This window comes from Kribbella caucasensis, from assembly GCF_004361855.1.
Classification (GTDB): domain Bacteria; phylum Actinomycetota; class Actinomycetes; order Propionibacteriales; family Kribbellaceae; genus Kribbella; species Kribbella caucasensis.
In genome coordinates this window covers 113,378-131,630 of record NZ_SNWQ01000021.1, presented here as the reverse complement: position 1 = coordinate 131,630, position 18,253 = coordinate 113,378, and the positions used below count along the sequence as shown (strand labels likewise).

At 69.1% G+C, this 18,253-nt stretch carries 16 protein-coding genes and 1 pseudogene; 11 read left to right on the top strand and 6 right to left on the bottom strand.

The window, feature by feature from the left end; genetic code table 11:
- The first annotated feature begins 4 nt into the window (after nt 1-4).
- From EV643_RS46085 to EV643_RS34070, 6 genes and pseudogenes are all read left to right on the top strand, one after another.
- Entirely contained in the window at nt 5-2,797 is a 2,793-nt protein-coding gene (locus EV643_RS46085; RefSeq protein WP_370452416.1) for a DNA polymerase III subunit gamma and tau, read from the top strand.
- A 522-nt stretch (nt 2,798-3,319) separates the two neighbouring features.
- Nucleotides 3,320-3,580, top strand: a pseudogene (locus tag EV643_RS47190) (YbaB/EbfC family nucleoid-associated protein); the annotation flags it as partial.
- Between the two features lie 169 nt (nt 3,581-3,749).
- Nucleotides 3,750-4,349 (top strand): recombination mediator RecR, encoded by a 600-nt coding sequence (recR, locus tag EV643_RS34085; RefSeq protein WP_077017959.1) that lies wholly within the window; start codon nt 3,750-3,752, stop codon nt 4,347-4,349.
- Complete coding sequence (locus EV643_RS34080; RefSeq protein WP_133804306.1) at nt 4,342-5,004, top strand: DUF5063 domain-containing protein; 663 nt, start codon at nt 4,342-4,344, stop codon at nt 5,002-5,004. The genes recR and EV643_RS34080 overlap by 8 nt, the downstream gene beginning before the upstream one ends.
- Nucleotides 5,005-5,051: 47 nt before the next feature.
- Nucleotides 5,052-6,503, top strand: a complete 1,452-nt coding sequence (locus tag EV643_RS34075) for a serine/threonine-protein kinase (RefSeq protein WP_133804305.1) — start codon at nt 5,052-5,054, stop codon at nt 6,501-6,503.
- Nucleotides 6,504-6,520: 17 nt separating this feature from the next.
- On the top strand, nt 6,521-7,171 hold the full coding sequence (locus tag EV643_RS34070; protein WP_133804304.1) for a hypothetical protein: 651 nt from the start codon (nt 6,521-6,523) through the stop codon (nt 7,169-7,171).
- Between the two features lie 17 nt (nt 7,172-7,188).
- On the opposite strand, the gene dinB is transcribed toward EV643_RS34070, so the two are convergent.
- Complete coding sequence (gene dinB, locus EV643_RS34065; RefSeq protein WP_370452415.1) at nt 7,189-8,385, bottom strand: DNA polymerase IV; 1,197 nt, start codon at nt 8,383-8,385, stop codon at nt 7,189-7,191.
- A gap of 108 nt (nt 8,386-8,493) precedes the next feature.
- On the opposite strand from dinB, the gene EV643_RS34060 reads away from it, so the two are divergent.
- Entirely contained in the window at nt 8,494-9,699 is a 1,206-nt protein-coding gene (locus tag EV643_RS34060; protein WP_238165990.1) for an MFS transporter, read from the top strand.
- Here the strand turns inward: EV643_RS34060 and EV643_RS34055 are convergent.
- From EV643_RS34055 to EV643_RS34045, 3 genes are all read right to left on the bottom strand, one after another.
- Nucleotides 9,696-10,115, bottom strand: a complete 420-nt coding sequence (locus EV643_RS34055) for a MerR family transcriptional regulator (RefSeq protein ID WP_133804302.1) — start codon at nt 10,113-10,115, stop codon at nt 9,696-9,698. The two genes, EV643_RS34060 and EV643_RS34055, sit on opposite strands and share 4 nt — an antisense overlap.
- A 51-nt stretch (nt 10,116-10,166) precedes the next feature.
- Nucleotides 10,167-10,709, bottom strand: coding sequence for a dihydrofolate reductase family protein (locus EV643_RS34050; RefSeq protein ID WP_133804301.1), 543 nt, complete (start codon nt 10,707-10,709; stop codon nt 10,167-10,169).
- Between the two features lie 124 nt (nt 10,710-10,833).
- Nucleotides 10,834-11,202 carry an ArsR/SmtB family transcription factor gene (locus tag EV643_RS34045; RefSeq protein WP_133804300.1) on the bottom strand — a complete coding sequence of 123 codons (369 nt, stop codon included), beginning with the start codon at nt 11,200-11,202 and terminating at the stop codon, nt 10,834-10,836.
- Nucleotides 11,203-11,472: 270 nt separating this feature from the next.
- Between EV643_RS34045 and EV643_RS34040 the strand changes: the two genes are divergently transcribed.
- Nucleotides 11,473-12,741, top strand: coding sequence for an aspartate kinase (locus tag EV643_RS34040; RefSeq protein WP_133804299.1), 1,269 nt, complete (start codon nt 11,473-11,475; stop codon nt 12,739-12,741).
- Nucleotides 12,738-13,841 (top strand): aspartate-semialdehyde dehydrogenase, encoded by a 1,104-nt coding sequence (locus EV643_RS34035; protein WP_133804298.1) that lies wholly within the window; start codon nt 12,738-12,740, stop codon nt 13,839-13,841. The genes EV643_RS34040 and EV643_RS34035 overlap by 4 nt, the downstream gene beginning before the upstream one ends.
- Nucleotides 13,842-13,858: 17 nt before the next feature.
- Here the strand turns inward: EV643_RS34035 and EV643_RS34030 are convergent, their stop codons facing one another.
- A complete protein-coding gene (locus EV643_RS34030) occupies nt 13,859-14,851 on the bottom strand; it encodes a helix-turn-helix domain-containing protein (RefSeq protein ID WP_133804297.1) in 993 nt (330 codons plus the stop codon).
- A 394-nt stretch (nt 14,852-15,245) separates the two neighbouring features.
- On the opposite strand from EV643_RS34030, the gene EV643_RS34025 reads away from it, so the two are divergent.
- Complete coding sequence (locus tag EV643_RS34025) at nt 15,246-16,469, top strand: trypsin-like serine protease (RefSeq protein ID WP_238165989.1); 1,224 nt, start codon at nt 15,246-15,248, stop codon at nt 16,467-16,469.
- Between the two features lie 78 nt (nt 16,470-16,547).
- On the opposite strand, the gene EV643_RS34020 is transcribed toward EV643_RS34025, so the two are convergent.
- On the bottom strand, nt 16,548-17,372 hold the full coding sequence (locus EV643_RS34020) for a helix-turn-helix transcriptional regulator (protein ID WP_202869882.1): 825 nt from the start codon (nt 17,370-17,372) through the stop codon (nt 16,548-16,550).
- Nucleotides 17,373-17,475: 103 nt separating this feature from the next.
- On the opposite strand from EV643_RS34020, the gene EV643_RS34015 reads away from it, so the two are divergent.
- Nucleotides 17,476-18,219, top strand: a complete 744-nt coding sequence (locus EV643_RS34015; RefSeq protein ID WP_133804294.1) for an SDR family oxidoreductase — start codon at nt 17,476-17,478, stop codon at nt 18,217-18,219.
- Nucleotides 18,220-18,253: the final 34 nt, after the last annotated feature.

Here is an 18,253-nt window from a genome sequence, read left to right as displayed (position 1 = left end):
GGTTTTGTCGGTCCTCGGCGCTAGGGTGGCCGTCGTGGAAGCACCCCTTGCGCTGTACCGCCGGTATCGCCCGGACACGTTCGCCGAGGTGATCGGGCAGGACCATGTCACCGCCCCGCTGCGGAACGCGTTGAGCAACAACCGGGTCAACCACGCCTACCTGTTCTCCGGGCCGCGCGGCTGCGGCAAGACCACCAGCGCCCGGATCCTGGCCCGCGCGATCAACTGCGAGAAGGGCCCGATCGCCGAGCCGTGTGGCGTCTGCAAGTCCTGTACGGACCTGGCCCGCGGCGGTCCCGGCAGCATCGACGTGATCGAGATCGACGCCGCGTCGCACGGTGGTGTCGACGACGCGCGCGATCTGCGTGAGCGAGCGTTCTTCGCGCCGGTCGAGAGCCGGTACAAGATCTACATCATCGACGAGGCCCACATGGTCACCACGCAGGGCTTCAACGCCCTGCTGAAACTCGTCGAGGAGCCGCCGCCGCATCTGAAGTTCATCTTCGCCACCACCGAACCGGACAAGGTGATCGGGACGATCCGGTCCCGCACCCATCACTACCCGTTCCGGCTGGTGCCGCCGAAGGTGCTCGGCGACTACATGGCAACGCTGTGCGAGGCGGAGGGGGTCGCGATCGCGCCGGCCGTGCTGCCGTTGGTGGTGCGCGCTGGTGCCGGTTCGGTGCGCGATTCGCTGAGCGTGCTCGACCAGCTGATCGGCGGTGCCGGTCCCGATGGGGTGACGTACGAGCTGGCCGTGGCGCTGCTCGGGTTCACGCCGGACTCGTTGCTCGACGCGTGCGTGGACGGGTTCGCGGCGCACGACAGCCGGGCCGTGTTCGAGACCATCGAGAAGGTGATCGAGACCGGACAGGACCCGAAGCGCTTCGCCGAGGACCTGCTCCGGCGGCTGCGCGACCTGGTGGTCTTGTCGGCTGTGCCGAATGCGGTCGCCTCGGGCCTGATCGAGGTTGCCGAGGACCAGGGCGAGCGGCTGCAGACCCAGGCCGCGGGGATCGGCGCGGCCGAGCTCACCCGGGCCGCCGACATCGTCGCCGCCGGCCTGCTGGAAATGCGCGGTGCGACGGCCCCCCGCCTCCAACTCGAACTGATCTGCGCCAAGGTCCTCCTCCCCGGCGCCGACGACTCCACCAACGGCATCCAGGCACGGCTTGATCGCCTAGAACGCCGCCTGACCATCAGCTCCGGAACTGGTGGCCCCGCCCCAGCCCCACCCGTCCCCCTTGCGTCGCAACCTGCCCAGCCCGCGGTGTCAGCCCAACCGGCGCCGGTCGCGCAGTCCGCGCCATCTGTCGGTCAGGCCGCCGCGGAGGTCGTCTCGCCTGCGCGGTCGCACCCAGGCCCGCAGATACCGGATACCGAGCAGCCAGGCGATCGCTCCGCACCTGCGCAGTCCTCTGGGGGCACCGGCCGTACCGGCGCCTGGGGCGACGAGTCGACGACACCAGTCGCCCCAACTCCACAAACACCTTCCTCAACTTCTCCGGAGGCTCCCGCGCGGGCCGCCTCTCCAGCCGGCGCGGTGACTCCTCCGGCTGCTGCTGCGGCGGCTCCGGTGTCGGCCGGGTCGATGGGCCTGGCGGATGTCCGGCGGCTGTGGCCAGAGGTGCTCGAGGCGGTGAAGGCGAAGCGCCGGTTCGCCTGGATCATGCTCAGCCAGAACGCCCAGGTCATCGCCGTCGACGACCAGACCCTCACCCTCGGACTGGTGAACGCCGGTGCCCGGGAGAGCTTCGCCCGTTCCGGCAGCGACGAGATCCTCCGCCAGGCGATGATCGACACCATCGGCCTCAACCGCCGCGTCGAAGCCGTAGTAGACCCCTCCACCGACCCCGGCACCGGCCACACCTCCCCGCCGCCCCCCAACACCCCACCCCCCTCCTCCTGGGACCGCCCCACCCCCAGCACCTCCGGCCCCAGCACCCCAGCCCCCACCAACGCGGGCCCCACCGGCGGCCCCGCTCCCGCGGACCCCACCACCTCCGGCTCGGCAGGCGGCCCGGACACGAGGTCACATCACGCTCCCGGACACTTTGGCTCCGCAGACACCGGCCCAACGCCCCCTACCCCCGGCCAGACGGACCAAGGACAACCCGGCGCCGGCCAGTCCGGAGCGGGGCAGCCGAGCGGAGGACAGCCCACCGGGCAGTCCCGAACGGGCCAGGTGGGCGGAGGACGCCCCGGCACCGAGGAGTCCGGAACGGGGCACGCCGGCGGCGGAGGTCAGCCTGGCGCAGGGCAAGTGGGTGTAGCCCAGTCCGTGGCCGGTATCTCCGGATCTGGTCACCCGGCTAACGCTGGCCTCGCCCCCACCGACTCGCAGCACACAACGGGTCAGTCAGCCGGACGCGGCGACCTGACAGGCGGATCAGCCGCGTACGCACAGCACGCCGCAGTCGCAGTACAGGACGCCCCGGACCAAACCGCCGGCACCAGCCCCGCCGTACAGGCTCACGCCGGTCAGCAGGCGAACGGCACGACCTCGGCGACCTCGGCCCCGTCCTCGGCGGCGGCCGCAACGCAGGCGCCTGAGCCCGCGATGGCGAACCGTCGCGGGCAGGCCGCCAGCAAGCGCCGTGCCGCCGAGGCAGCCGTCGCCGCCGAGCAGGCCAAACGCGTCCCCGCCCACCACAGCCAGGAACCCCCGCTCTCCCCGGAGGAAGAAGCCGAGGCGATCGGCGACGACGACCTGGTGCTGGAAGACGACTCCAAGTCCCACACCGACCTCCTCCGCGAAACCCTCGGCGCCCAGATCATCACCGAAGAACCCACCTAATCCACCGCCACCCACGAGGCAAGCCGTGCTCGGCTGCTCGGCGTGCTCGGCATGCTCGGCGTTCGTGGCGTTCGGCGTTCGGGGCGGGTTCCTGACCGTCCTGAGCCAAATCCTCTCCCCGGTCACCGCGAAGAACTCTCCCCGGACCATCTGCAGGCACGCCTGGCCCGGCCGACGTGCCGGGCGCGACCTTGGGCACCGGCCAGTCACGTTTCCCCCTCGATGACACCCGGCGGGTGCCCAAAGTGGCGGGTGTCTTCCACAGGTGGGCGGTTGGGTTGTGGTTATCGGGGCGCGACCGTGTCACGTGGCGGCGTACGGGGATCGCCCACAAGGTGTGGAATTGGATGTCCACAACCTGTGGATAAGGCTTGGGAGACTCATCGGTTTCCTTCCCGGTGCCGCCTCCCGGTGGGGTTGCCCGGCGGACCGGCTAGGCTCGGGGCCAAGCGAAAGGCAGTCCGACGGGAGATCGCGGTGTTCGACGGTGGCGGTGCGCAGGGCGGGGCCGGTGGTTTCGACATGTCCGCGCTGCTGGCGCAGGCGCAGGAGATGCAGAACCAGCTGATGGAGGCGCAGGCCAACCTGGAGAACCAGGAGGTCGAGGGCACCGCGGGCGGTGGCCTGGTGACCGCGCTGGTTTCCGGTACCGGCGAGCTGCTCAGCCTGACCATCAACCCGCAGGCGGTCGACCCCGACGACACCGAGACGCTGGCCGACCTGATCGTCGCCGCCGTCCGGGACGCCTCGGAGAACGCCAAGGAGGTCGCGGCCCGGGCGATGGGCCCGCTGGCCGGCGGTCTCGGTGGCGGCCTTCCGGGTCTCGGCGGTGGCCTGCCGGGCCTCGATGCGGGCGGTGCAGGCGGTTCGGACGGCCCGGTGGGCGGTCCTGGGATCGGGTTCGCGAACCCGGGTGGCACGACCGGTCCGTCCGGTCAGAACCCGGGCTGACGTGTACGAGGGGGCCGTCCAGGACCTCATCGACGAGCTCGGCCGGCTCCCCGGCGTCGGTCCGAAGTCCGCCCAGCGGATCGCGTTCCACCTGCTCGCCGCGGACGAGACCGACGTCCGCAGGCTCGCCCACGTGCTGGTGCAGGTGAAGGAGAAGGTCAAGTTCTGCGAGATCTGCGGCAACGTCTCGGAGGAGACGCAGTGCCGGATCTGCCGCGACCCGCGCCGCGACCTCGCGCTGATCTGCGTGGTCGAGGAGGCCAAGGACGTGGTTGCGATCGAGCGGACCCGCGAGTTCCGCGGCCGGTACCACGTGCTCGGCGGCGCGATCTCGCCGATCGAGGGCATCGGGCCGGACGAGTTGCGGATCCGGGAACTGATGCAGCGGCTGGCCAGCGGTGAGGTCACCGAGATCATCCTGGCCACCGACCCGAACCTGGAGGGTGAGGCGACCGCCACCTATCTGAGCCGGTTGCTCCGGCCCATGGGGTTGCGCGTCACCCGTTTGGCCAGTGGACTACCTGTAGGCGGTGACCTCGAGTACGCCGACGAGGTCACACTCGGACGGGCGTTTGAAGGGCGACGATCGATCGATGACTGATACCACCGACAAAGCGGGCAGCGTGGACATAGCCGAACGGGCACTGGGGACCGACGCGGACGACCTGGCCGAGTTCGCCGAGCAGATCGCCGACCAGGTGCGGAGCTTCCTGATCTCGGTCCGCGACATCGCCGGGCAACCCGATGAGGACGGGGTCGACGAGGGCCTCGCCTCGCTGCCGTACCTGCTGCTCGAGGTGAGCCAGTTGCTGCTTGCCGGCGGCCGGCTCGGCGCTTTCGAGGACTTCGTCCCGGAGGAGCGGTTCGAGAGCGACGCGGGTCCGGACCCGGACCTGGACGCGATGCGGGACCGGCTCGCCATCCTGTTCGAGGGCCTGGACGAGTACGCCGAGGTCTTCGACCCGTACGCCGCGCCGCCGGAGATCACCGTGAACCGGCTGTCCGACGACCTGACCGCGATCGCCCAGGATCTCGTCCACGGCTTGGCCCATTACGAGGAGGGCCGGATCGTCGAGGCGCTGTGGTGGTGGCAGTTCTCCTACGTGTCCACGTGGGGCGCGGCCGCGAGCGCAGTACTGCGTGCCGTCCAGTCCCTGATCGCTCACGATCGCCTGGAACCGGCCCACGACGCCGAGACCGAGGCCACGGATCGCGAGCTGGTCGAGGTCGCCGAAGAGGCAGTCCAACGCCGCTGAGTCACAGGTAACCTGAGCCCTCGGTCGCGACCCGAGGGAGGGCGCAGGTGCAGGACGACGATCCGGTGAAGATCGGTCCGTTCGTGGTGCAGGGGCGGCTCGGTCGGGGTGCGATGGGTGCCGTCTACCTGGCCAAGTCGCCGGGTGGACGGCTGGTCGCGGTCAAGGTGGTGCGCGGGGCACTCGGCGGTGACGACCGATTCCGGGCCCGCTTCGCGCGCGAGATCGAGGCGGCGCGGAAGGTGAGCGGTGCCTTCACGGCCGCTGTCGTCGATGCGGATCCGCTTGGTGAGCGTCCTTGGCTGGCGACCGAGTACCTGCCTGGTCCCACCTTGCAGCAGGCGGTGGAAGCCCATGGTCCGTTGGCGGCGGGCGGACTGCGGTATGTGGCCGCGGGGCTGGCCGAGGCCCTGCTCGCGATCCACCGGTGTGGAGTGGTCCATCGTGATCTGAAGCCGTCGAACATCGTGCTCACCGACAACGGCCCGCGCGTGATCGACTTCGGCATCGCCCGCGCACTCGAAGACGTGAGCCTGACCGCGACAGGTCTCGTGATCGGCACCCCCGGCTACTTGTCGCCGGAACAGATCACCGGAGCCGCGGTCGGACCGGCGTCGGACATGTTCTCGTTCGGCGCCGTCGTCGTGTACGCCGCGACCGGGCACGGCCCATTCGGCAGTGGACCAGTGGCCGCGTTGGCGCATCGCGTGGTGCACGAAGAGCCACGAATCCCTGTCCTGGTTGACGGATTGGACACCATCGTCCACCGCTGCCTGACCCGAAACCCCGAAGCCCGCCCCACACCTCAAGACGTCCTCCAGCAACTGGAGCCGGTCAGCACCACAACGATGCCGGCTGCGGGCACCCTCATCGCACCGCCACCACCTGCCGCACCGCCGCCTTTGCCTCCTACCTTGCTCGACAGGCCACCTGTCGAGCCTGTTCCAATCCACCACCCTCCGGTCAGTCAGCCCGTGATCGTGGAGCCGCCGCCCGTCGGTGGGACGACCTTCGTCACCACCCGCGCCCGCCCAGCGGTGATCGCGGCGATTGCCACCGTCGTGGCCCTGTCCGCAGGCGAAGCCTCCTCGGCACAGGCCACCGCCAACGAACCGATCGCGGCGTGGTTCTCCCTGATCGTCTGCCCCGCGGCCTGGTGGATCGCGATCACCCGCGGCCGTCTCGCTTTGCGCCGAAGGGTCCGCCTCCAACTGACCGCCGAAGGTCTGACGATCACCAGAGGATCACGAACCGGCAACGTCCCATGGGCCGCAATCGCCCGCCTCCGCATCGCCGGCGACCTCCGACGCCCCTGGCTCGTCATCTGGTTCCACGCACCACCCGGCGACCTCCCGGTGTCCAGGCGTCGTCATCACGGCGCCCACCGCATCTACCCCGTCGGTCACGAACTCTCGTCGTCCCGCCGAGCCCGCCTGTACGCCGAACTCCGCGCCGCCCTCACCTGGTACGCAGCCCGCCTGCACGACCTGAGTCCCTGACCCGCTTGGATAGTCACGTGTCCGTTCACGAAGTGATCCGTCGACTGCCCGACCTCTCCACCGTTCGCCGGGTCAGCCGCGCCCTCGCAGTACTGGACCTGATCCTCTGTGAGGAACCCGAGTCCCGGTACTACGTCTTCGACGCGCGCTGGTCGGCCACCGAGGAGGCGGCCCTGATGGACAACGGCTCCGGCGACGCGTACTCGATTGTCTTCTCACCGGATGGCGCCTTCGCCCGAGGATTCGCCCACGAGTCCCCGATGTCGCCGTACGCCAACGACGGCGAACTCTGGCCCGGCCTGCTCGACGGCCTGCCACCCCACTTCCACTCCGCGCGCGACGAGCCGGCCTTCCGCGACGAGGACGGAATCCTCAACGCCACGGTCTGTTTCTGGCGCTCCACCTCCGATTCCGCCTGGACCTGCGGCCCCGTCCCGTCGGACGCCAGCGACGGCGCCGACACCCTCTTCGAACTCCTCACCGACGGTCCCGAGGCCTACCTCACCTTCGCCGAGGACTACTACGAAACCGCCCTCGACCTGGACGCCATCCGTCACGTCTACGCCCTGATGCCCCTCACGGAGTACGTCGTCACCTCCCTCAACCCCGACCGCCGCCTCCCCGACCTCAAAGAGGACATCGCCGAGATCGGCTACCCCCGATCTTGATTCCCTGTTCATCGGCGTCAGTCCGGGAGCATCGGTACGGTGAGGCCCTGGTCGCGACCGAGCAGGATGCCGCGGGTGATGGCGTTGGTGCCGTACTTGTCGCGGACGTGGTCGAGGGCGCTGTCGAGCTCGTTGTTGCTGGCCTTGTCGAAGGGGAGCGCGAGCTGCACGGTCGACTCGTTCTCCAGATTGGCGACCGAGATACCGACCATGGTGATGCCCTGGCGCTCGATCAGCGGGCGCGCGGTCGCCATCAGGGAGCGCGCGGTGACCAGGATGGCCCGGGTCTGACCGGTTGCCTGAGGCAACGTATGGGACCGGGTCGCGCGGCTGAAGTCGTCGAACCGCAGCCGCAACGTGACCGTCCGACCGGCCCTGCCCGCCGACCGCATCCGTCGCGTCACCCGGTCGACCAGGCCGGCCAGCACGGCGTCCAGCGTCGCCGCCGACTTCGGGGATCGGCCGAGCGCGCGTTGTGAACCGATGGACCGGCGCCGCCGGCCGACCTCGATCGGGCGTGGATCGCGGTTGTGCGCGAGGGCGTGCAGGTGCCGCCCCGACGCGCGCCCGAGCATCGCGATCAGCGCCGCCTCGGGGAGCATCGCGATATCCCCGACCTTGGTGAGCCCACGGGTGCGCAGCTTCTCGGCGGTCACCTCGCCGACGCCCCACAATCGCTCGACCGCCAACGGATGCAGGAACTCCAGCTCCTGATCCGGCGGCACCACCAGCAACCCGTCCGGCTTCGCCACCCCGCTCGCGACCTTGGCCAGGAACTTCGTCCGCGCCACCCCGACCGTGATCGGCAGGCCCACCCGCTCCAGTACTTCGGCTCGCAGCCGCCGGGCGATCTCCACCGGCTCCCCGGCGATCCGGCGCAGCCCGCCGACGTCGAGGAAGGCCTCGTCGATCGAGATCCCCTCCACCAGCGGGGTGGTGTCCTCGAACACCTTGAAAACGGCCTTGCTCGCCTCGGAGTACGCCGACATCCGCGGCTGGACCACGATCGCCTGGGGGCACCGGCGGAACGCCTGCCCACCGTTCATCGCGGTGCGCACGCCGAACGCCTTCGCCTCGTAGCTGCAGGCGAGCACCACGCCGGCGCCGACGATCACCGGCCGGCCACGCAGGCGTGGGTCATCCCGCTGCTCGACCGACGCGTAGAAGGCGTCCAGGTCGGCATGCAGGATGCTCGCGCTGCCAATTTGTGACACGAACACATGTTCGCATAAGCTCACGACAGAAACCTAGTCAGCGCAGCGGTCTCAGATAGGGATAAATCCGGAGGCGGGGTTCGGGTATGTCAGGACAGAATGCGGTTCATGGACCTGTCGGCTTATCGCGCCCTGTGGCAGACCAAAGGTGTCGCCCAACTGCTCGCTTCGGCACTGATCGCGCGGCTGCCGGTGATGGCCACCCTGGTCCCGGTCTCGTTCCTCGCCAAGGACGCCGCGGGGAACTTCGGCTGGGCCGGCGTGGTGGCCGGCGCCTACTCGATCGGTATGGCGGTCGGTGGGCCGATCTGGTCCCGGCTGGCCGATCGCCGGGGTGGCAAGTGGATCGTGATCGGCACCGGGATGGCGTGGTCGGTGGTCATGACGGTGCTCGCGCTGCTCCCGTTCGAGTGGTTCCGGGTGATGCCGGTGGTCTCCGCGCTGGCCGGCGCGTTCGTCTCGCCGGTGACCGCGACGTTGCGGGCGGCGTGGCCGCGACTCGTCCAGGGCTCGGGGCTCCGGGCGGTGTACGCCCTGGACGCGACCGCGCAGGAGGTCCTCTTCGTCGTCGGCCCGATGCTCGGCGCGGTGATGGTCAGCTTCGCCAGCCCGCGAGCCGGCCTGCTGGCGGCAGCGGCCGCCGCCGCGGTGTCGATCTGGTGGTTCGGCATGCAGCAACAGCCCGCGCCGAAGCACGACAAGGAAACGGTCCGGTTGACCACGCCGCAGCTGTTGTGGCATCGGTACAGGCTGCCGTTGATCCTCGCCTTCGGCTTCTTCGTCACGTCTTTCTCGTCGGTGTCGCTCGGCATCGTGGCGTTCGCGGACGACCACGGCAACCGGTTGATCGCCGGCGTGCTGGAGACGTTGTGGGCGGTCGGCAGCCTGGTCGGTGGTCTCGTCGTCGGCGCGCTGCCGGGTCGCCAGCGCTCGTACGTCTGGCGGCGTGCGCTGCTGGTCTCGGCCGGCATGCTGCTGTGCGTCTTCGCGACCGGATCAACAGTGGCGCTCGGGATCGCCCTGATGCTGTCGGGGCTGGTGCTGGCGCCGACGGTCGGTGCGCTCTACGAACGACTCGGCACGATGACACCGGACTCGGTCCGCACCGAGGTCTTCGGCTGGATGGGCAGCGGCGCGATGGTCGGCGGCGCGATCGGTTCCGCGGCGGGCGGCTTCGTCGTGGAGACCTTCGGCGTCCGCTACGTCTGGGCCCTGGCCGCCGGCCTGGCCCTGCTCGCCACCCTGTCGCTACTGCACATCCCCCCACACGAGCCCGCCGAGGTCGCAGTCCAGGAGGTTCCGGCCACGGCCTAGTTCGTGGTCATCGAGTCTCGGGGTGGCGGGTCGTTGCCGTCTTCGGCGGCTTGGTAGGCGGCGATCTTCCAGTCGATCACCTCGAGATCGGCCTGCAACTGGGCCAGATCCATCGCGACGCGCTCGCGGTGGGCCCGGAGCAAAGCCAGCCGGCCGGCCCGCAGGTGATCGCCGGCCCGCACGTACTCGGCGAACTCCCGCACCTGCTCGACCGGCATCCCGGTCCGCCGCAGCCGCAGCAGTACGTCGAGCAGCCCGAGCGCGTCCGGCGTGAAGCGGCGCCGCCCACCGGCGTCCCGCGGCAACTCGCCGAACAAGCCCTCACGGTCGTAGTACCGCAGGGTCTCGATCGGCAGGCCGGAGATCCGCGAGGCCTCTCCGATGGTCACGGCGCCGGTCAGTTCGTCCTGGATCACCCCGCCAGCATGCAACCTGGAGCCCACTCCAGGTCAACCCACCCCGGAGTGTCAGGCGGGCCGGTAGGCGGTGTGCAGGACGCCGGTGGTGAAGGTGGTGCTGGAGATCAGCTCGAGCGGCACGGTCTCGCCGTCGTCGAACAGGCGTACGCCGTGGCCGACCGCGATCGGGTGGACCAGCAGGTGCAACTCGTCCAGCACCTTCGACCGCAGCAGCGAGCGGACCAGGGTGACGCTGCCCACGACGTTGATGTTCTTGCCCGGCCCGTCCTTGAGGGCGGTCAGCTGCTCGATCGGGTCACCCTTGACCAGCGTGGAGTTCTGCCACTCCTCGACGCTGTCGAGTGTGCGCGAGACGACGAGCTTGTCGACGCCGTTCATGTGTGCCGCCATCTCGACGTCGTCGCCCTGGTGCGGCCAGTAGCCGGCGAACATCTGGTAGGTGTTCCTTCCCAGCAGCATGGTGTCGGACTGCGCTGCCAGGGAGTCGACCGCGGCACCCATCTCGTCGTCGAAGTACGGGAAGTGCCAGGTCTCCGGCGCTTCGACGACGCCGTCGAGCGAGATGAACAGGCTGGCGATGATCTTCCTCATGGTGAGCTCCTCGGTCGGTTCGGTTGCCTTCACCGACGCGTCGGCCGAACCCGTCGAGATTCGACACCTGCACCAAACAATTTCTCCCGCACTTTCACCGCGGGGAGTTGTGAGGGTGGAGAGGTCAGGCGGTGCCGGCATCGGCCGGCGGGGTCGCCTCGGCGGAGCGGCGGGCTTCGCGGCGGCCTCGGCGGAGTTCGGTGTCCAGGGCGTCGAGGCGGTTGGTCCAGAACTTGCGGTACTTGTCGAGCCAGGCGTCGATCTCCTGCAGCGGACCGGTGTCGACGGCGTACAGGCGGCGGGTACCGTCGACGGTCACCGTGGCGAAGCCGTTGTCGCGGAGCACGCGGAGGTGTTGCGAGACAGCGGGCTGGCTGATGCCGAACTCGTCGCCGATCGTGGCGGCGATGCTGCCGGCCGGCAGCTGGCCGTCGGCGAGGAGTTCGAGGATCCGGCGCCGGACCGGGTCGCCCAGGATGTCGAAGGCGTGCATGCACCGAGTATTTCAGCGAAGACTTATATAAGCAAGAGATCCGGCCGGCCGGAAGTTGTCCGGCCTGATCGAAGCGCGGCCACGGTTCGTCCAGCACCGGCGGAAGCGGGCCGGAAGAGGCCGCCCGGTCCTGGTCACGCATTGGTCGGCCCGCAGACAACAGGCGAGTCACGGCTAGAATGACCCCGGAGAACGCGCCTGGTGCAACGCCGCACGGCGTACCGCAACCAGTGTGAGCTGCTGGTGTTCAAGCTTTGAGGAGACACAGCTGTGGGACGCGTCGTGCACAAGTACGGCGGTTCTTCGGTCGCAGACGCCGATGGCATCAAGCGGGTGGCGCAACGGATCGTCGCGACGAAGAAGGCCGGGAACGACGTGGTGGTGGTCATCTCCGCCATGGGTGACACCACCGACGAACTGATGGACCTGGCCCAGCAGGTCTCCCCGCTGCCACCACCGCGTGAGCTGGACATGCTGCTCACGTCGGGGGAGCGGATCTCGGCCGCCCTGCTGGCGATGGCGATCGCGAACCTGGGCTACGAGGCGCGCTCGTTCACCGGTTCGCAGGCCGGTGTGATCACCACCGCCGCGCACGGCAACGCGCGCATCATCGACATCACGCCGGGCCGGATCGAGAGCGCGCTGAGCGAAGGTCACGTCGCGATCGTGGCCGGCTTCCAGGGCGTCGCGCAGGACACCAAGGACATCACCACGATGGGCCGCGGCGCGTCCGACACCACCGCGGTCGCTTTGGCCGCGGCGCTGGAGGCGGACTACTGCGAGATCTACACCGACGTGGACGGCATCTTCACCGCGGATCCGCGGATCGTGCCGGCCGCGAAACAGATCCCGAAGATCTCCTACGAGGAGATGCTCGAGATGGCCGCCTGCGGCGCGAAGGTGCTGCACCTGCGCTGCGTCGAGTACGCGCGGCGCTACAACGTCCCCGTCCATGTGCGCTCCTCCTTCTCCCAGAAGGAAGGCACCTGGGTCGTCGATGCGAAGGAACTGGATCAGATGGAACAGGCGATCATCTCCGGCGTGGCCCACGACCGGAGCGAGGCCAAGATCACCGTCGTCGGGGTACCCGACAAGCCCGGTGAGGCCGCCCGGATCTTCGAAACGGTCGCCGGCGCCGAGACCAACATCGACATGATCGTGCAGAACGTCTCGGCGGTCTCGACCAACCGCACCGACATCTCGTTCACCCTGCCGCGCACCGACGGCGCCCGGGCGATGTCCGCACTCGCCCGGATGAAGGACGAGGTCGGCTACGAGCAGTTGCTCTACGACGACCAGATCGGCAAGGTCTCGGTCATCGGCGTCGGGATGCGCTCGCACCCCGGTGTTTCGGCGAAGTTCTTCTCGGCGCTGGCCGATGCCGGCGTGAACATCGAGATGATCTCCACGTCCGAGATCCGGATCTCGGTGGTCGTGGATGAGAACGTAGTGGACGCAGCCGTGACCGCGGCGCACACTGCTTTCGACCTGGACGACGAGCACACCCAAGCTGTCGTGTACGGAGGAACTGGACGGTGACCCCTGTGAGCGCTTTGGACCAGACGACCGAGGACCGGACGGGCCTCCCCTCGCTGGCGGTGGTCGGTGCGACCGGCGCCGTCGGCACGGTGATGCTCGCCCTGCTCTCCACCCGGGAGAACAAGTGGGGGGAGATCCGGCTGATCGCGTCCGAGCGCTCCGCGGGCAAGAGACTCAAGGTCCGCGGCGAGGAGGTGGAGGTCGTCGCGATCAGCGCGGCGGCCTTCGACGGCATCGACGTGGCGATGTTCGACGTCCCGGACGAGGTGTCCGCGCACTGGGCACCGATCGCCGCGGCCAAGGGCGCCGTCGTGGTGGACAACTCCGGCGCGTTCCGGATGGACCCGGACGTCCCGCTGGTGGTCCCCGAGGTGAATGCCGAGGCGGCCCGCAACCGGCCGAAGGGGATCATCTCGAACCCCAACTGCACCACCCTGTCGATGATCGTGGCGATGGGCGCGCTGCACCACCGGTACGAGCTCGAGCAGCTCGTGGTCGCGTCGTACCAGGCGGCCTCGGGTGCCGGTCAGGAAGGCATCGACGCGCTCTACGACCAGCTGATGAAGGTGGCCGGCAACCGCGAGCTCGGCACCACACCGGGTGATGTCCGGCGGGTGATCGGCAACGCCCTCGGCCCGTTCCCGGCGCCGCTGGTGATGAACGTGGTGCCGTGGGCCGGATCGCTGAAGGACGACGGCTGGTCGTCGGAGGAGCTGAAGGTCCGCAACGAGTCCCGCAAGATCCTCAACCTGCCCGATCTGAAGGTGTCCGCGACCTGCGTCCGGGTGCCGGTGATCACCACGCACTCCCTGTCCGTGCACGCGCGGTTCGCTCGCGAGGTGGACGTCGACGACGCCCGCGAGGTACTGCGGGACGCGCCCGGCGTGATCCTGTTCGACAACCCGGCCGAGGGTGAGTTCCCGACCCCGGCCGATGTGGTCGGCACGGACCCGACCTGGGTCGGCCGGCTGCGCAAGTCCCTGGACGACCCGCAGGCCCTGGAGCTCTTCGTCTGCGGCGACAACCTCCGCAAGGGTGCCGCCCTGAACACGGCCCAGATCGCAGAGGTCGTCGCCAAGGAGTTCACCCCGGCCGCCTAGCCCTACAAAACGTAGCCCTACAGCCAGTTCTCCCGGGCTGCGTGGAGGGCTAGCTGGAAGCGGGTGCTGGCGCCGGTGCGGTTCATCAGGCGTTCGAGGTAGCGGAAGAAGGTCCGGCGGCTGATGCCCAGGGTGCGGGCGATCGTGTCGTCGGCCGCACCCGTCGCCAGCAGGGCGAGCAGGCGGCGTTCGATCGGTTCCAGCCGGTCGTCCTCGGTGCCGACGGACGCGTGCAGCGGCAGCGCATTGCGCCAGCAGAGCTCGAACATGCCGAGCAACGCGGTCAGCAGGCTGCTCGGCCGGATGATCAGCAGGGACCGGTTCACGTCGGTGTCGCGCACCGACATCGACACGAACGCGATCGAGCCGTCGATGATGGTCAGCTTCGCCGGTACGTCGGGGAGAACGCGGGCCTGCTCACCGGCTTCCACACAGGGCAGGATGTTCTCGGTCAGGTAGCCGGGCACCTCGACGGACTCCGGCGAGTAGACGACCCGGTAGGAGACACCGCGTTTGAGCTGGTCGATCTCGTGCTGGTTCGGGCCGGCGCCGAGGTAGTACGGCGGGCTGTCGATGGCGAGGATCTCGCGTTGCGCGCTGTCCTTGATCTGGTGGATCCGCTCGACGATCGCGGTCCCGGTGACCACCTCGACCAGATGCGTGGTCGACTCGTTGTGCACGGTCCGGCGGAACTCGTCGTACGCGTTCAGTACCTCGATCCGGGCCTGCTTCAGCTCGGACTCGCGGCGCAACGTCAACGCCTCGAGGCCGGCGTCCGGCGGTACCGGCAGGAAGCGGGAGTGGTCGGATCCGGATCGGCGGGCCAGCCCGGCCTGGACGAGTCCGCCGAGAGTGGTCTCGATCGGGGTGGTCCGTCCGGTCACCGCCTGGTCCAGCTCGGTGATCGAGGACGGCCCGATGCGGAGCAGGTACTGATAGATCTGGATCTCGTCGTCTTCGAGTCCGAGCACGCGCAAGTGATCGGCACGCTCCGTGTCGGTCGAGCTCATGGCCTTCCCCTCCCTCCCCACTGCGGTCACCTGCGGCTACCGCTACTACAGGGTAAGGCGAACCGCCAAGACCGGACCGTACGGTCCGTAATCCGGCGGCTGCGCCGTGCGACATTTGTTGTTTCGTCAGCATTCTTGTGCCGTGTCACCATCTGGCCACCATTTCCGCGCAGTCGTGAGCGAGAATTGAGGTCCAGCAGCCCGGCGACGGACCACCTGAGCGCCGCCGGGCTGCTGTTCCAATTCTGGCCCGAGTTGGCCGACCCGTCAGCGGCGCCCGTTTCGGTTGGGTCTCGATCCCGGCGCATCGGTGCCCTAGCACTCCAGTGCCATCACCGGCTGTGCCGGAGGGTGTACAAATCGTGCATCCGAGGCCGTTCAGGAGGCACCGCCCATGCTTCTTTCCAGACTTCGCAAGTCCCCAGCTGCCCCCCACCGGGGCACCAGATCCCTGAGCAGGTTGCTCAGGTCCGCCGGCTTGTGCGCGATGACCGCCGCCCTGGTCATCGTGCCCGCCCACTCGGCGAGTGCAAAGTCCACCTCCGCCCAAGGTGAACCGAGCCCCCGAGTCGTCGGTGGAACCCGCGCAGCGCTAGGCGAGTTTCCGTGGATGGTGAGGCTGTCCATGGGATGTGGTGGCGCGATGTACACCAATCAGCTCGTGCTGACCGCTGCGCACTGCGTGGGTTCCACCGGCAACAACAGTTCGATCACCGCGACCGTCGGGGTGGTCGACCTGCAGGACTCGTCCGCGATCAAGCGGCAGTCGACGTACATCCACCGCTCGCCCACCTACGGCACCAGCACCGGTGGCGACTGGGCGCTGATCAAGCTGGCCACCCCGATCACCGGTGTGGCGACGCTGCCGATTGCCACCACCACGGCGTACAACACGGGGACGTTCACCGTCGCCGGCTGGGGTGCGGCGAGTGAGGGTGGTCCGCAGGAGCGGTACCTGCTCAAGGCGCAGGTGCCGTACGTCGACGACGTCACGTGTCGCGATGCGGGTCCGTACTACTCGGATCTGATCTTCGCGGCCGAACTCTGCGCCGGCCGGATGGACGTCGGTGGGGTCGACACCTGCCAGGGCGACTCCGGTGGGCCGATGTTCCGCCGGGATTCCGCGAACGCGTGGATCCAGGTCGGCATCGTCTCGCACGGCGACGGGTGTGCCCGGCCGAGCGCGCCGGGTGTGTACACGGAGGTGAGCACGTTCGCATCGGCGATCCAGGCGGCCGCGGCCAGCCTCGGCGGCGGTGGTGGACCCGGTGCGTGCGGGCCGTTCACCAACGCGAACAACGTGAACATCCCCGACGCGGGAGCCGCCGTCACGAGCCCCGTGACCGTCTCCGGTTGCACCGGTACGGCGTCGTCGTCGAGCCAGGTCGCGGTCGACATCAAGCACCCGTACCGCGGTGACCTGGTGATCGATCTGCTCGCGCCCGACGGTTCGTCGTACCGGCTGAAGAGTGCCAGCGGCGACTCCGGCGACAACATCCTCACCACCTACACCACCAACGTCTCCTCGGAGACCCGCAACGGCACCTGGCGCCTCCAGCTCCGGGACGCCTACTCCCAGGACGTCGGCTACCTCGACTCCTGGTCGCTGACCCTCTAACCCAACTCCCAGGTCAGCGTCCCCATCGCGACCGAAACCTTGGCCCCGAGTCCGCGCTGGACTCGGGGCCTTGGCCTGTCAGGCCGGGGTGTGAGTGGAGAGCAGGGCGTGCAGCGCGAGCTCGGTCGCCGGGTCCGCAGGCGTGAACGTGAGGACGTACTGGCCGTCGTCGCCGGGCAGGTCGAGCGACTCGAGCGTGAAGGTGACGTGACCCATCGCCGGGTGGTTGAACACCTTCGGGCAGTGCGACCGCGTCCGAACGTCCTGGCCCCGCCACCACTGGGCGAACAGAGGACTCCGGGTCGTCAGCTCCTCGACAAGCTCGGCCAGCTCCGGGTCGTCGGCGTACTCGGCCGAGGCGCGGCGCAGTTGAGCGACGGCGTCCTTGGCCACCGTTGTCCAGTCCTCGTAGAACGCCGGCGCCGCCGGGTCGAGGAAGTACAACCTGGTGACGTTCCGCTCGTCGGCGTCCAGTGCGGTGAAGTCGGTGATCAGGGCAGCGGCCGCGGAGTTCCACGCCAGCACGTTCGTCAGCCGGTCCAGTACGACGGCAGGGATGTCCCGCATCGACTGGATCAACGTGTCCAGCGCCGGCCGCACCACGGCAGGCGCAGGCCTAGCGCGCGCCGGCGGATCAGCCAGCGACAAGAGGTGCTCCCGCTCCGCCGGAGTCAGCCGCAGCGCGTCGGCAACAGCGCCCAGTACTGCGGGGGACGGGTGCCTGGCTCGCCCCTGCTCCAAGCGCACGTAGTAGTCGACGCTGACGTTCGCCAACAGCGCGACCTCTTCGCGCCGGAGGCCACTGACCCGGCGGTCGTGTCCCGTGGCCAGGCCGACCTCGTCCGGGCGCACCCGAGCACGCCTGGTCTGCAGGAACTCGCCGAGCTGGGGGCGCACACTCACGTCGCCCAGTATCCCCGACCACCACAACGGCCTGGGTGGTACTGCCAGACCCACGGTCGACCGGGATCTGGTCCGCCCGGAGCACGCACCGGACGGTGGAGGCATGACCAACCGAGTAGCCCTGATCACCGGCGCCGCCAGCGGAATCGGCGCCGCCATCGCCACCCGTCTTGCCCACGAGGGAGCCGCCGTCGCCCTGCTGGCCCGGCGCGCCGACCGCCTGGAGAAACTCGCCGCCCGCATCGTCGAAAGCGGCGGCACCGCCATCGCAGTACCGGCTGATGTAGTGGATGAGGAGTCGGTGGCTGCTGCCGCGGCCCAGGTCCAGGAGCGCCTCGGCGACATCGATCTGCTGGTGAACAACGCCGGCCTGATGAAGGTGGTCCCCTTCGAGGCGTTGCCGGCCGAGCAGTGGCGGCGACTGATCGACGTCAACGTCAACGGCATGATCAACGTCACCCGGATCTTCCTGCCCACGCTAAAGCGAAGCGCGGCGACCAAGACCACAGACCTCGTCAATGTCTCGTCGATCGCCGGCGAGCGGTTCATGGCGGGCATGGCCACGTACGGCGCGTCGAAGGCGGCGCTCACCTACCTGTCCCGTGCGCTGCGGATTGAGGTGGCCGGTGACGGGATCCGGGTCACCAACCTCGAACCCGGGATGACCGGCGGCACCGAACTGGCCGACGAGTTCCCGGCCGACCTGCAGGCGATGGTCGACGAGATCCGGACCAGCCTGCCCGCGATCCAGGCCGACGAGGTGGCCGACCTGGTCGCGTACGTCGTCAGCCGGCCTCGCAATGTCAACCTGTCCCGGGTCGTCATCCAGCCGGCCAAAGAGATCTAGTCTTCAAGGCCTGTTCACTCGGGCGAACCCGGTG

Bases quoted from the DNA above. Each gene is read 5' to 3' on its own strand.
- EV643_RS34080 (WP_133804306.1), top strand. From the start codon at position 4,342: ATGACTGATACCACCGACAAAGCGGGCAGCGTGGACATAGCCGAACGG.
- EV643_RS34060 (WP_238165990.1), top strand. From the start codon at position 8,494: ATGGACCTGTCGGCTTATCGCGCCCTGTGGCAGACCAAAGGTGTCGCC.
- EV643_RS34050 (WP_133804301.1), bottom strand. From the start codon at position 10,709: ATGAGGAAGATCATCGCCAGCCTGTTCATCTCGCTCGACGGCGTCGTC.
- EV643_RS34045 (WP_133804300.1), bottom strand. From the start codon at position 11,202: ATGCACGCCTTCGACATCCTGGGCGACCCGGTCCGGCGCCGGATCCTC.
- EV643_RS34030 (WP_133804297.1), bottom strand. From the start codon at position 14,851: ATGAGCTCGACCGACACGGAGCGTGCCGATCACTTGCGCGTGCTCGGA.
- EV643_RS34025 (WP_238165989.1), top strand. From the start codon at position 15,246: ATGCTTCTTTCCAGACTTCGCAAGTCCCCAGCTGCCCCCCACCGGGGC.
- EV643_RS34015 (WP_133804294.1), top strand. From the start codon at position 17,476: ATGACCAACCGAGTAGCCCTGATCACCGGCGCCGCCAGCGGAATCGGC.